Here is a 13,752-nt window from a genome sequence, read left to right as displayed (position 1 = left end):
AATACGAATGGTGGTTTAACCATTCATTGAGGTTATGCCGATACCGCCGTGCTATGCATGCGCGCATTGTCATTGTAGACGACAGATCGACCAACTTACGCGTGTACGCGCAATATGTTGCGATGATGGGTCCGGAGTTCTCCGCGAAGTGTTTTCACAGCGCGATTGAGGCTTTGCAATGGCTTGAAACCGAGACCGCAGACCTGCTTGTGGTCGACTACCGCATGCCCGACATGAACGGTGCGGAATTTATCAGCAAAATCCGGTCCCGCACCGTTGGCGCGCATATTCCTGCGATCATCATTACGGCTCGGCAAGACCGGGAATGCCGCATTACAGCGCTGGATGCCGGCGCGACCGATTTTCTGCAATCGCCTGTATCGCACATTGAATTCCGCGAACGGGCATTATTGATCTTGGGCCAGCACTATCGGCAGCAGGAGCTCAAGCAAACGCTGGAGACCAATCGGACAGGCGCAGATAGCGCGGACGGCGACGATAAAGGCGGCAAGTCGATGCTGGAGCAAATCATCGACACGACGCCGATTTTAATCAACGCGACTGACCGAAACGGTAAATTCCTGTTTTTAAACTCCTATCAGGCAGCGCTTTTCGGTCGCGACCCCGACCAACTGGTCGGTCGATCCATTTCGGAGATCATGGAACCTGAATTGCTTGAGCGCGAAACGCGCCGGAATAACGTCATTTTGGAGACGGGAATCTCGATACCTAATTTCGAAGAGAAGTTTGTCAGTGAAGGCATTGATCTGATTTTTCACTGCAACAAATCACCGCTCCGGAACAAAGATAACCACACCATAGGCATCCTGACGACGGGCCTTGATATCACGGCGCGCAAATTCGCCGAAGAGCACCGGACGCACCTCGCCTTGCATGACATGCTCACGGGCCTTCCCAATCGCACATTACTTGCGCAACGGATGCGTACCGCAATCGATGAGAGCAAAGCAAGCGGCAAGGTTGCGGCGCTGCTGCTGCTCGACCTTGACCGATTTAAAGTCATTAACGACACGCGCGGGCACCAGACAGGCGATGTTTTGCTGCGCCAAGTCGCCGAACGTCTTACCTCCGCCCTAGACAGCAACGGCTTTGCCGCGCGCATCGGCGGGGATGAATTCGCCATTGTTCTTCAAAATCTCGAGGACAATAATAAAGCCGCCGCCGTGTGCACCAAGCTGCTCGCAACCATCGGTGATCCCTATATGATTGGCGGGGTTGAGCAGCTCATCGGCGCCAGCATTGGTATCGCGCTTATTCCCGAAGATGGTACCTCCCCCGACGAACTGCTGCGTCTGGCGGACCTTGCCATGTATGAGGCCAAATCCTCTGGCCGAAATTGCTTCTGCTTCTTTTCCCCGCACATGAACCACATCGCGCAATTGAATGCAGGCATTGAGAGCGACCTGCGTGACGCGCTCATCAGCGATCAGTTGTTCCTGGAGTATCAGCCGATCGTCGATACAGCGTCAGGCAATTATGTAGGCCTTGAGGCTCTATTGCGTTGGAACCATCCGGTCAGGGGACGCTTGTACCCGTCCGATTTTATCAAAGTGGCCAATGACTCTGGCTTAATTGGCCGTATCGGTAGTTGGGTCATTGAAGCCGTGTGCAAACAGATTGCGTTGTTTGCCGAAGAAGGCATTGAGCTTCCACATATAGCCATCAACGTATCGCCGAAGCAGTTTGAATATGCCGCCATGTGTTCCGAAATACTCGATATGGTCGCGAAATATGCCATTCCACCCGGCAAGCTGGCGATTGAAATTACCGAAGAGCTGTTAATTGACAACAGCCCAAAGGTGCGCGAGCAATTGGCAACTTTGCGCGCAGGCGGCATTCAAATTTCGATCGACGATTTTGGCACGGGCTATTCTTCACTTCAATATTTGCGCGACCTGCCGGCCACACGTTTAAAAATTGATCAAACCTTCATCTCGCGGGTCGAAACGTCCGCAACGGACCGTGCCATCATCTCCACGATCGGCCATTTGGCCCATGCGCTGAATATGCGGGTTGTCGCAGAGGGCGTTGAGACAGCGGCCCAGTTCACGCTGCTACGCGCTTCTGGTTGTGATGAGGTTCAGGGATATCTTATGGGTCGTCCGCTTTCTGTCGATAGCCTCCACGGTCTTTTTAAGGACGGTGCCGAACCATTCAGGCTGGCGGCGAAATGAGGTCGTTTCTGACAAAGCTGCGCGGTATTGTAACGCTTGGACAGGATATTCTGCGCAAACGAACCGCTATAGGCAGTACCAACCGCGTCGAACTACCATCGTCCACGCGCTACACGCCAAAAAGCGTATTGGTGGCGGATGACAACCGGACGAGCCGGAACGTACTCGCCGCCATTTTGGAAGCTGCGGGCCATATAGTTGTCATGGTGACCGACGGCGATGAGGCGCTTGAGGAGATGAAAAAGGGTGGCATCGATATATTGCTGATCGATGTGAACATGCCGCGACTTAACGGCATCGACACCTGTTCCATATGGCGTGCGTTTGAAGGCGGACGAAACCATCTGCCGATTATCGGCATAACAGCCGACGGGACTTCAGAAACGGAAAACAAGTGCCTAAACGCCGGAATGGATATGCGCATCACTAAGCCGGTGGACGCACAAATGCTTCTCAACGCCATCGAGAAATATTGCTGCGCCGACACGAATGAGGCGGCAATGCACCAGTCATTGCCGATCAATCCATTGCATAAAGTCGCACCCATCTTTGGAGATGTGCCATCAGCTGGAGCCCCAATCGACAAAGATCAAATCCAGTATCTTCTGTCTATCGGAGATCAGGCATTCGTGAATACGATGATCGAAGGCTTTGTCGAAGATGTCGAACAAACGCTGGGTCCCTTGCGTAAAGCCGTTGCGGAAGGCGATGTTTCGGAATTCCGCTTCTGCGCGCATGCGTTCAAAAGTTCGGGCAACAATATGGGCGCCCGTTCGCTATCGCGGCTATGTGGGCAGCTTGAAAAAGTCAGTGAAGCCGACTTCTTGGAACATCGATTTGTCTATCTTCAGAAAATGGAACAGGAAGCCGCAACCGCCGTCGATGCCCTTAACTCAGATGCGTATCTCACGCCCAATGGCATCACTGCTCAGGCGGGCTGAAGCGCAGAAGGCCGCGCTGCAGATTGCGTTAGCAACAATCAAAAATGCCCGCCTCGCGTTCGCCATCATCAACGCAATCGATTATTCTGACAAATCAATCTCGTTGGGCTTGGCGACGCATCGCCAGTAACTGCACACTACACCAATGGGGTGTCCAGAGTTAAACGGGAGACCATATTCATGAAAATACGCAACATCGCCCTCGTCGCGTTGCTTGCCGCCACATCACCTGTGGCCCTCGCATCTGCGGCACATGCCGAGACGGCTGAACCAAAAGCGGAATGGTGGCCAAAGAAGGTCGACTTGACCGCATTACGCCAAAATGAAGCGCGCGCGAACCCTTATGGCGACGATTTCAACTATGCTGCTGAATTCGCCACGCTCGACCTGGATGCCGTTAAGGCAGACATCCGCAAAGTCCTAAAAACATCGCAGCCTTGGTGGCCATCTGACTATGGCCATTATGGTCCGTTCTTCATCCGCATGGCGTGGCACAGCGCCGGCACTTATCGCACTGGTGACGGTCGCGGTGGATCTGACGGCGGCGAAATGCGCTTTGAACCGCTCAATTCTTGGCCAGATAACGTAAACCTCGACAAGGCCCGCCGCTTGGTATGGCCAATTAAGCAGAAATATGGCCGTAAGCTGTCATGGGGCGACCTGATGGTCCTTTCCGGCAATGTTGCCATGGAAGATATGGGCTTCAAAACCCTTGGCTTTGCAGGTGGTCGCATTGACACATGGCAGCCTGATCTCGTGTTCTGGGGGCCTGAAGCCAAATTGCTGACGGACCAGCGCCGCGATGCAAAGGGCAATTTGAAGGGTCCATTGGCGGCAACGCAGATGGGTCTGATCTACGTCAATCCAGAAGGTCCAAACGGCGTTCCTGATCCCCTCGCCGCGGCAACCGACATTCGCCGTGCATTTGGTGCAATGGCGATGAACGATGCCGAAACAGCTGCGCTGATCGCAGGTGGCCACACATTTGGAAAGGCACATGGCGCAAAGAAGCCAGAAGAGTGCGTCGCGGGTGATCCCGGCGTGTCGCCAATTGAACAGCAAGGCTTAGGCTGGACCAACAAATGCGGCAAAGGCCATTCGGAAGACACGATTTCCAGCGGCCTTGAAGGCGCATGGACGTCCAACCCAATCGCGTTCACCACGCAGTATCTCGACAATCTTTACGGCTTTGAATGGGTGAAGACGAAAAGCCCTGCTGGCGCCGTTCAGTGGATACCAAGCGATCCATCGGCCGCGAACATGGTTCCAGACGCACATCGTCCTGACGTGCGTCATGCGCCAATCATGTTCACCACGGACATTGCATTGCGTGAAGACCCCGGGTTCCGGAAGATTACGAAGCGCTGGCAGAAAAACCCGCAAGAGTTCGCGGACGCGTTTGCACAGGCATGGTTTAAGCTCACCCACCGCGACATGGGGCCACAAGCACGTTATCTCGGCAAGGACGCGCCAAAAGTGACCTTGAAGTGGCAAGATCCGCTACCCAAGGCGAACTATGCGCCCATCACTGCGCAGGATATCGCACAGTTGAAGGCCAGCGTTCTTGCGTCAGGGCTAACGACCGCTGAACTCGTGCGGACAGCATGGGCATCGGCATCGACCTTCCGCTCAACCGATATGCGTGGCGGAGCCAATGGTGGCCGTCTGCGCCTTGCGCCGCAGAAGGATTGGGCCGTCAATGACCCTGCCGAAGTCAGCAAGGTTGTGGCTACGCTTGAAGCCGTCCGCACCGTGTTCAACAAGAGTGCAAAGGGCGGCCAGCAGGTCAGCATCGCGGACTTAATCGTGCTTGGCGGCAATGCGGCCATCGAACAAGCTGCGAAGGCTGCTGGGCAGGACGTCATAGTTCCGTTCAAGGCCGGACGGGTCGACGCTGGACAGGACCAAACCGATGTGGAGTCCTTCAACCAGCTTCAGCCAAAGGCCGACGGTTTCCGCAACTATTTTGCGTCAGACTCCTACTTCGGTCCAACAGAAGCATTGATCGATAAGGCGGACTTGCTTGGCCTGACCGTTGCAGAAACGACCGTATTGGTTGGCGGTATGCGCGTTCTGGGTGCAAATGCGGGCGGTTCGACTGCCGGTGTCTTCACCAGCAAGCCAGGCACGCTGACCAACGACTTCTTCACCAACCTGCTGTCCATGGATACAGTCTGGGCGAAGTCCGCGACCAATGCCGGCCTATATGAAGGCAAGGACCGGGCAACCGGTGCAGCCAAGTGGACCGCAACACCGGTCGACCTCGTTTTCGGGTCGAATGCCGAGCTGCGTGCCGTCGCCGAAGTATATGCTTCGGACGATGCGAAAGAAAAGTTCGTGACCGATTTCATCGCGGCATGGACAAAGGTCATGGACGCAGATCGCTTCCAATAACCAACATTGAAGGCGACGGCGGGTCATCCTGCCGTCGCCTTTTTCTATCTATCAACTTCACTGGTGAGGCTAAGCGTGCGCTATTTCCCGCTATCAGTGGCTCTTGCCGCCTTTCCCATATTTTTGGCAGCAACCCCGTTATTTAGTCCGGCGACGGCGCAGCAAGCGCGCCCACCCGCATTTGCTGTATGCGCTGGCTGTCATTCGACACAGGCGGGAAAGACAGCCTTTGGCCCAAGCCTAGCCGGTGTCGGCGGCCGCCGCGCTGGCACGCTCGCAGGATATGCCTACAGCCCCGCGCTCAAGGCGTCTGGACTGACGTGGAACGCCAAAACATTAGACCGGTGGCTAGCTGACCCGAAGAAGACCGTGCCCGGCACCAAAATGCCCTTTAACGGCATTCAAGACCGCAAAGCCCGTGAACAGGTCATTGCCTATCTGCTGACTTTATGATGCTGTGACGGCGCAACGATGGCCGTGTAAAGCAAACCGCCGTTCACTGCTTGCTATCGGAATAAACAGCTCGGGTCGCGGCAGGCGCGTCCAGTAAAACCCACAATGAAACGGACGCTGCCCCAAGCAAGGCGAGAACGGCTATCGTCCGTGCCTTTCGAACCTCCATCCCGGGCCAAAGTGGTAGCGTCGACAAAACGGCCAATGCCAGTGGCAGGGCTGCGACGAAAGGAAGCGTCGGCCCTACCCCTTGCATCAACTGATGACCCAGCGCCAAACTGAAGCCTCCGACCAATGCCGCAATACCAATCCGCACAGCAGAATGCCGCACCCAAAGGGTAAAGGTGACGAGCACCATCGGTAGAACCACCACATAAGCTGCCGTCGGCGCAAATGCTTGCGCGGCAAGGCTGATGATGAGCAGTGGCAGCGCCGCACCGACGACACCGACGCGACTTGGCCGCCAGCTGGCAAAAACCGCGAGAAACACCGCCAGCGAACCCAACACCGCCATAACCTCTAGCCGGGGGATCGCGGCCAAACGGTCATAATAATTGGCGGGCTCAACCCCAAGGGATAAGCGGTTAAGCGCGAAGAGTATCGCCGCGCTGAGCAGGATCAGCCCCAACATACGTCCAGCGCCCGTGGCTAAACCGCCTGTTCCGTCTTGCCGCACGGCAAGACCCATTCCGCCCGCCGCTATGATGATCATTCCCCAACCAAGCCACGCTGGGTAAATCGCCGTGAATAAACCGAATACGTCAAAAAACACGGCATCAGGCGCCCTTTGGGGAAGCCTGTCTGTTTTTAGGAGCGCCTGCGTTAGATCGAGAACCTGCCCACCCATGTCCTGTAATGAGCCTTGATCAAGATTGCCCGGGGTCGCCATTGGTGAGTGGTAGAGGCCGGATCGCCCGATAAAGGCAAAGTTATACGCGGCGTAATCATCCTTGATGACCGGTGTCAGATCAGAATCATTGGGTAGGAGCGCGTAAACGAACGCGGCAAGTGAAGATGCACCGGGGCGACGGACCGCATCGGCGTAAACCTGCATGGCTTCACCATTCTGGTGTGACGTCTGGAACAGGGTGGTCCGTCCCCCGCCACCGCGTGCTTCCATATTGATAACCGCGCCGACGCTTTTGCGTAAAGGATGGTTCGCCCAGAATTGACGCGCGCCCTGAAGGCCAAGTTCTTCGCCATCGGTAACTAGCATAACCAGATCGCGCTCCTGCTGCCCCCGTGCGCGGATTGCGCGCACGACTTCCAAGCTTGCAGCGACGCCCGATGCATCGTCTGCGGCGCCGGGCGAGCCCCAAACCGTATCATGATGGGACATCAGGACGACCGACGTAGCGTTGCGATTTTTCCCGGGCAGAATGCCGATCAAATTGACCAGGGTTGCAGGTGGGTCATTGCGTCCGCTCCACTTATTGAGCCGTTTTGTTCCCTTAGCGTCGATGACACCCGTGCTGGTCGAAACGTCCATCCCGAGAGCTTCCATGCGGCGCAGGATATGATCACGCACGACTGCGTTCTCCGCCGAACCGGTGACGTGCGGATGTTTTGCCATTGTCCCCACATCGGCCATAGCCCGCATAGCGGAGAAGCTGCGCAGCGGTGCATCACTGGGTGTTGCCTCTGGCGGGGTCGTCGCGAAAATCGCCAACAGTGCCGCGGCAAGCAGCGCCATCAACATCGGACCAAAGCTCTTCATGCGCACACCCCCCGGTAAACAAACCTGCGGCCCACCCCATTCTCCTTGGGTCGGACAGGCTTTATGACTTCGTGTAAGTGGTGAGAGCAAATACGCGTTTTGTCAAAACATAAGGGTGCGCATAAAATGGCGGAGAGATAGGGATTCGAACCCTAGGTACCGTCACCGGCACGCCGCATTTCGAGTGCGGTGCTTTCGACCACTCAGCCATCTCTCCGCAAATCATTGGGACTGGTCGTTGCCGGTAAACCAGCGCGTCCCGATGACAGAGCGGGGCCATTAACTGATGTTTTTCGCTTTGCCAAGACTGAAGGTTGATTTGCGCGGCATTAGACATGATATTAGCCACATGACGTCACAAATACCCCTTCCTGAACAAGCTGAAGCAGCATTTTCCATCGGCGATGTGGTCCGCCACCGCATTTTCGACTTTCGCGGCGTCGTTTTCGACATCGATCCCGTGTTCGCCAACAGCGACGAGTGGTATGAATCGATACCCGAGCCCATTCGGCCGATCAAAAATCAGCCATTTTATCACCTGTTCGCCGAAAATGCCGAAAGCAGCTATATCGCTTATGTCAGCCAGCAAAATTTGCTGTCAGATAACGAACAAGGGCCGGTCAGTCACCCCGGCATCGGCGCGGTGTTTGAAGGTTGGGATGGCAACCAATATCAGTTAAAGCGTTTAATGCGTCAGTGAGTATTGGACGGCATGGCTGCTATCCATTGCCGCAACAATTCCACGCCTTCGTCATGCACCGTTGAACGCCCAAGTTCTGGCATTGCGATGCCCGGGTCGGTGCTTTCCATGCGTTTAATCAAAATGGACTGGTCAGGCTGACCGGGCGCGATGATGAAATCCAAATCCCCGCTTGCCCTGCCCGCCGCGACCGGCCGTTTGCCGACGCCTAGTGCTGCAATGCCTTGCGCAGAACCATCCAGAAACAGCCCGCTATTGCTTGCGGAGCCTTGGGGCGCATGACAATGGCCGCAATTCACCTTCAGATATTGTCGCGCCCTGTCGTCGAGTGAGCCCGTGCGGCTGTCATCCCATTTCGGATATGGCTGAAGCCGCGCCAGCGCTGGCGCTGCCTTTACGATAGCACGTGCGTCCGCTGGCCGTGAAAACACCATGTTTTGCCATATAGGGCCGATCGGCATGATATTTCCTGCTGCCGAGTGGCATTGCTTGCACTGGTTCTTATTCGGCACGCTGTAATTTACCGACAGGTCATTACCACCATGGGCAAAGGTGACGGGCACCCTGGTGCCGCCAACGCGCAAGTCCGCATCTTTACCATCCGCGCGCCACACATAGGGCAAGGCAACCCAGCCCTGCGCTTGATGCAACAAGACCCGGGTTTCAATGACATTCAGCCCACCCGACTTTGCCGGATAACCAAAGCTTTTGATAAGTGCGCTACCGACCGGAAAGATCAGCTTGCCATCTGCATCCGCACCAATTTGGCTGCCCTCGGGCACATAGATGAAACGTTGTTTTGCCGCATAATCACTGAACAATGGCGTGCGCAGTTCATAAGGTATCAGGCGGGACGATGGCCGTGCCGCGCCGCCGTCGAAAAATCCAAAGGCAGATAAAGTCGCCGGACTTTGCGGTCCCGCAATGGCAAGTGCGGCAGAGTCATCCGACGCGGCCGAAGTTGCCACGGCCGCCGCAAAAGCCAGCACAAACGGCACTACAAAACGCATTAGCGGATGGCAGCTTCCATTGCTTCGGGCAGAACTATCGCGGGCAATCCGGCAGGCCGCGATGTTGCACGGGCCAATGGTGCCGGTTGCGCCATGGCCGTGTCCGCGGCGACGTCTTTTAGCCCAAGCGATAAAGCTGGGACATTATCCTGAATGACCGGCGTATATTCGGCACCACCGGCGCCATCCCAGAATATCGCCGGAAAGCTTCCGCCCATAGCGGCTGCGATTTCAGCGCCGCCGGGAAATTTGGGGTCCCACCCTGCACGGCTATGTTGGTTGTCCCAGATGCTTACCTCGCGCGGCAACGGGTCATATTTGGGATCCTGAAAAGGAAAACGATAGCCAACGATCATGATGTTGGTCGTGCCGTTTTCACCAATGACATTGTCAAAGATTTCGATCCGGCGGTTGGCCATAACCATGACCCCCGTTCCGGTCGGAACGTTGGCCACGATATTCCCCTTCGGCGCGAAATTCGGGGTCATGTTGTTGACGATGATATTGTCGAATATGCGGACATTATGTCCGCCCATTTGCGGTAAATTGGGTAGGTCGAACACCAAAACGCCCCCCGTATTGCGGGTCGCGATATTATCATGAACATCTGCGTCAAAGCTGTTTTCGATTTCAATGCCTGCGACATTTTCAACGGCCGTTGAATGGCGGACAACAATATTGCGCGATTGCCCGACATAAATGCCCGCATCCGATGCGCCGCGCACAAATACCGAGTCAATCAGGACATCTTTGCTTTCGACCGGATAAATCCCATAAGCGCCATTTGTCGTCAATGGACCGCCCGTCCATTCAACGCGCAATTTGTGATAGACGATGCGGTCCGCGCCCTTTGACTTGATGCCATCGCCCTTGCTGTTCTCGACGGCAAAGTCTTTCAGCACAACATCATCGGAAGTTACCAACAATCCTTCGCCAGCGCCTTGCTGACCGGAGAAATCGAGGATGGTCTTTAACGCACCCTGCCCTTTTACCGTCACCTTGTTGACGTCAAGCGAGAGCCCGTCAGACAGCTTGAATCGCCCGGCGGCAAGCTCAACGACATCGCCAGGCTCCGCAGCAATCAGCGCCTCTTGCAAACGCTCCTGCGCGCCTTCACCGGGCGAGACGGCGATAGTCTTTGCCGAAGCAGGTTGAACGAGCGCGCAAAATGCAGCGCCAACGAATAGCAGATCTCTTATCCTCATCGGCCTAACATGCCTCAGAGAATGATAATTGCAAGCATGATTAAGCGTGACTGTCCAAGATCCCATCAACGCCAGTTTACGCATATTCGCTACCCCTGACATAAAACAAAACCGCCCCGAGATTGCTCAGGGCGGCCTTTGTTCGTCGTTAGCGTGAAGTGACCTAGTGTTGCAAAGCCTTGACGATGTCTTCGCACATCTTCTTGGCATCCGCGAGAAGCATCATCGTTTGGTCCATATAGAACACGTCATTGTCGACGCCGGCATAGCCCACACCGCCCATGGAGCGTTTCACGAAGAACACCGTCTTTGCCTTGTCGACATCAAAAACCGGCATGCCGTAAATCGGCGATGTCTTGTCGGTTTTCGCCGCCGGGTTCACAACGTCATTCGCACCGATGATGAACGCAACATCGGTTTGCGCAAATTCGCTATTGATGTCCTCAAGCTCGAATACCTCATCATAAGGCACCTGCGCTTCGGCCAGCAAAACGTTCATATGCCCGGGCATGCGTCCGGCAACCGGGTGAATGGCGTATTTCACCGAAACACCCTGCTTCTTCAGCACATCGGCCATTTCGCGCAGGATATGCTGCGCCTGCGCAACCGCCATGCCGTAACCGGGGACGATGATGACGCTTTCCGCCTGCTGCATCATATAGGCAGCATCTTCGGCGGATCCACGCTTCCATGGGCGCTGTTCTTTGGCAGGACCACCGGTCGCGGCAGCCTCTGCACCAAAGCCGCCAGCGATAACGCTAATGAAGCTGCGGTTCATGGCCTTGCACATGATGTACGACAAAATCGCGCCGGACGAGCCCACCAACGCGCCAGTGATGATCATTGCTGTATTGTGCAACGTGAAGCCCATGGCCGCCGCAGCCCAGCCAGAATAGCTGTTGAGCATCGATACCACGACAGGCATGTCCGCGCCGCCGATTGGAATGATGAGCAAGAAGCCGATCACAAATGCGAGTGCCGTGATCGTCCAGAATATCCACGGGCTTTGATCAACCGTGAAATAGGCGATGAGACCCAAGATCGCGGCCAGCGTGCCCAGATTGATCACATGCCGCATAGGCAACATGATAGGCGCACCAGACATTTTGCCAGCAAGCTTAAGGAACGCGATTACCGATCCGGAGAAGGTTATCGCACCGATCGCGATGCCAAGGCCCATTTCAACGCGGCTGACGGGGTTAATCAAGCCGTCCGCGCCATTGATGCCAAAAGCTTCAGGGTTCAAAAACGCGGCTGCGGCAACAAGCACTGCGGCCATGCCGACAAGGCTGTGAAATGCGGCCACCAGTTGCGGCATATCCGTCATCGCAATCTTGCGTGCCGTGACCCAACCAATGCCGCCACCGATAACAATTGCGCCCAAAATTTCGGGCAATGACGCGACTTCATGCGTTACCAACGTCGTCACAACGGCAATCAGCATCCCGGCCATTCCGAAACGGTTGCCCTGCTGTGATGTCGCTGGTGAAGAAAGCCCGCGCAAAGCGAGAATGAAAAAGACGCCCGATATCAAATAAGCGAGCATCACCCATGCGGGAGGAGCAGCATGTTCCAACTTAACGCTCCTTTTTCTTGTACATTGCGAGCATGCGCGCGGTAACCGCAAAGCCACCGAAGATGTTGACGCTTGCGAGTGCAACCGCAACCAGCCCCAGCCATTTTGCGGTCGGCGAACCACCTGCTGCCGACGCGATCAGAGCGCCCACAATGATAACCGAAGAAATTGCGTTCGTAACCGCCATCAAAGGTGTGTGCAGTGCGGGTGTAACCGACCAAACGACATAATAGCCCACGAAACACGCCATCACGAAGATGGATAAAATTGAAATGAAGTCCATGGTGCTCCCTTACGCCAACAGGCGATCATTCACGACCTTGCCATCTTTGGTCAGGCGGATTGCTGCGGTAATTTCGTCGTCATCGGGCAATACTGGCTTGCCCGCTTCCTTGTCCCAAAACGCGGATAGGAAGTTGTAAAGATTGCGCGAAAACAGTGCCGATGTGTCCGCCGCCAAATGCGCTGGTGTGTTTGAATAGCCGACAATCTTCACGCCGTGCTTAACGACGATCTCGTCGGGCTTTGAACCTTCGACATTGCCACCTTGCGCCACCGCGAGGTCGAATATGACGGAGCCCGGCTTCATCGTTGCAATCTGCGCATCCGAAATAAGGCGCGGTGCCGGACGGCCGGGGATCAACGCGGTCGTGATGACGATATCTTGCTTGGCGATATGTGCGGACACAAGCTCGGCCTGCGCTGCCTTATATTCGTCGGACATTTCGGTTGCATAACCGCCAGCGCCCTCACCTTCGATACCGGCGACATTCTCAACAAAGATGGCCTTGGCACCAAGCGATTCGATCTGTTCTTTGGTCGCGGAACGCACGTCGGTTGCGGAAACCTGCGCACCCAAACGACGCGCTGTTGCAATGGCCTGAAGCCCTGCAACACCAACACCCATGATGAATGCCTTCGCAGCACTTACGGTGCCCGCAGCAGTCATCATCATTGGAAAAGCGCGGCCATATACAGACGCGGCTTCGATGACAGCCTTGTAACCCGACAAGTTCGACTGCGACGACAATATGTCCATCGATTGCGCACGTGTGATGCGGGGCATGAATTCCATGGCAAGCGCATCCACGCCAGCCTTCGCATAGGCATCAACGCGGGACCGCTGCCCAAATGGATCAAGTCCCGCAACCAGCCAAGCACCGGCTTTCATGCCGACCAAGACCTTGGGGTCAGGACCCTGAACGCCAAGGATGATGTCGGCATCCTTCAGAACCGAAGACAGGCTTCCGATCGAAGCGCCTGCGCTTTCATAATCGCTGTTACCAATGGAGGCCGAGACCCCCGCGTCCTTCTCGACGGAGACCGACGCCCCCAATGCGATGAATTTTTTCACCGTTTCGGGCGATGCAGAAACCCGCGTCTCACCCGCAGCGATCTCTTTCAGTACAGCGATCTTTACCACTTAAGCCGCGCGGCTAGCGATGATGAGGACCACCAGAGCGGTGACAACAACGGCAGCGACAGTGCCCCATTTGAACAATGCGATGAAACCGGCATAGGTTTCTTTTGCAGGTCCCAGGTCGTGATCTTGTGCCAAAAC

The 13,752-nt window shown here is 55.7% G+C and carries 12 protein-coding genes and 1 tRNA gene; 5 read left to right on the top strand and 8 right to left on the bottom strand.

Going from position 1 to position 13,752, the window contains the following annotated elements:
• Window positions 1-53 precede the first annotated feature (53 nt).
• The 4 genes from ACIQZK_RS02745 to ACIQZK_RS02730 all read left to right on the top strand — a co-directional run bounded on the left by ACIQZK_RS02745 (window position 54) and on the right by ACIQZK_RS02730 (window position 5,983).
• On the top strand, window positions 54-2,195 hold the full coding sequence (locus ACIQZK_RS02745; protein ID WP_397574804.1) for a putative bifunctional diguanylate cyclase/phosphodiesterase: 2,142 nt from the start codon (window positions 54-56) through the stop codon (window positions 2,193-2,195).
• Window positions 2,192-3,136, top strand: a complete 945-nt coding sequence (locus ACIQZK_RS02740) for a response regulator (RefSeq protein ID WP_397574803.1) — start codon at window positions 2,192-2,194, stop codon at window positions 3,134-3,136. The genes ACIQZK_RS02745 and ACIQZK_RS02740 overlap by 4 nt, the downstream gene beginning before the upstream one ends.
• Before the next feature lie 180 nt (window positions 3,137-3,316).
• A complete protein-coding gene (gene katG, locus ACIQZK_RS02735) occupies window positions 3,317-5,530 on the top strand; it encodes a catalase/peroxidase HPI (protein ID WP_397574802.1) in 2,214 nt (737 codons plus the stop codon).
• Between the two features lie 123 nt (window positions 5,531-5,653).
• Window positions 5,654-5,983, top strand: coding sequence for a c-type cytochrome (locus tag ACIQZK_RS02730; RefSeq protein WP_397574801.1), 330 nt, complete (start codon window positions 5,654-5,656; stop codon window positions 5,981-5,983).
• 43 nt (window positions 5,984-6,026) lie between these two features.
• Here ACIQZK_RS02730 and ACIQZK_RS02725 read toward each other — a convergent pair whose 3' ends face one another.
• Window positions 6,027-7,700, bottom strand: a complete 1,674-nt coding sequence (locus tag ACIQZK_RS02725) for a M20/M25/M40 family metallo-hydrolase (RefSeq protein WP_397574800.1) — start codon at window positions 7,698-7,700, stop codon at window positions 6,027-6,029.
• A gap of 127 nt (window positions 7,701-7,827) precedes the next feature.
• Window positions 7,828-7,917, bottom strand: a tRNA-Ser gene (locus ACIQZK_RS02720).
• Between the two features lie 132 nt (window positions 7,918-8,049).
• On the opposite strand from ACIQZK_RS02720, the gene hspQ reads away from it, so the two are divergent.
• Window positions 8,050-8,400, top strand: coding sequence for a heat shock protein HspQ (gene hspQ, locus ACIQZK_RS02715; RefSeq protein ID WP_397574799.1), 351 nt, complete (start codon window positions 8,050-8,052; stop codon window positions 8,398-8,400).
• On the opposite strand, the gene ACIQZK_RS02710 is transcribed toward hspQ, so the two are convergent.
• The 6 genes from ACIQZK_RS02710 to ACIQZK_RS02685 all read right to left on the bottom strand — a co-directional run bounded on the left by ACIQZK_RS02710 (window position 8,394) and on the right by ACIQZK_RS02685 (window position 13,749).
• A complete protein-coding gene (locus tag ACIQZK_RS02710; protein ID WP_397574798.1) occupies window positions 8,394-9,410 on the bottom strand; it encodes an SO2930 family diheme c-type cytochrome in 1,017 nt (338 codons plus the stop codon). The genes hspQ and ACIQZK_RS02710 overlap by 7 nt on opposite strands.
• Entirely contained in the window at window positions 9,410-10,615 is a 1,206-nt protein-coding gene (locus ACIQZK_RS02705; protein WP_397574797.1) for a parallel beta-helix domain-containing protein, read from the bottom strand. The genes ACIQZK_RS02710 and ACIQZK_RS02705 overlap by 1 nt, the downstream gene beginning before the upstream one ends.
• Before the next feature lie 163 nt (window positions 10,616-10,778).
• Window positions 10,779-12,161, bottom strand: coding sequence for an NAD(P)(+) transhydrogenase (Re/Si-specific) subunit beta (locus ACIQZK_RS02700; RefSeq protein WP_395635933.1), 1,383 nt, complete (start codon window positions 12,159-12,161; stop codon window positions 10,779-10,781).
• A 31-nt stretch (window positions 12,162-12,192) separates the two neighbouring features.
• Window positions 12,193-12,474, bottom strand: coding sequence for an NAD(P) transhydrogenase subunit alpha (locus ACIQZK_RS02695; RefSeq protein ID WP_397574796.1), 282 nt, complete (start codon window positions 12,472-12,474; stop codon window positions 12,193-12,195).
• Between the two features lie 9 nt (window positions 12,475-12,483).
• Complete coding sequence (locus ACIQZK_RS02690) at window positions 12,484-13,614, bottom strand: NAD(P) transhydrogenase subunit alpha (RefSeq protein WP_397574795.1); 1,131 nt, start codon at window positions 13,612-13,614, stop codon at window positions 12,484-12,486.
• Window positions 13,615-13,749: an aa3-type cytochrome c oxidase subunit IV gene (locus tag ACIQZK_RS02685; protein ID WP_395628427.1), complete on the bottom strand. Its 135-nt coding sequence runs from the start codon at window positions 13,747-13,749 to the stop codon at window positions 13,615-13,617.
• Window positions 13,750-13,752: the final 3 nt, after the last annotated feature.

Origin of the sequence: Sphingorhabdus sp. (genome assembly GCF_044338195.1) — a bacterium.
Lineage (GTDB): Bacteria > Pseudomonadota > Alphaproteobacteria > Sphingomonadales > Sphingomonadaceae > Sphingorhabdus_B.
The sequence above is the reverse complement of the archived record's forward strand: the minus strand, read 5'-3'. Positions and strand labels throughout refer to the sequence as shown.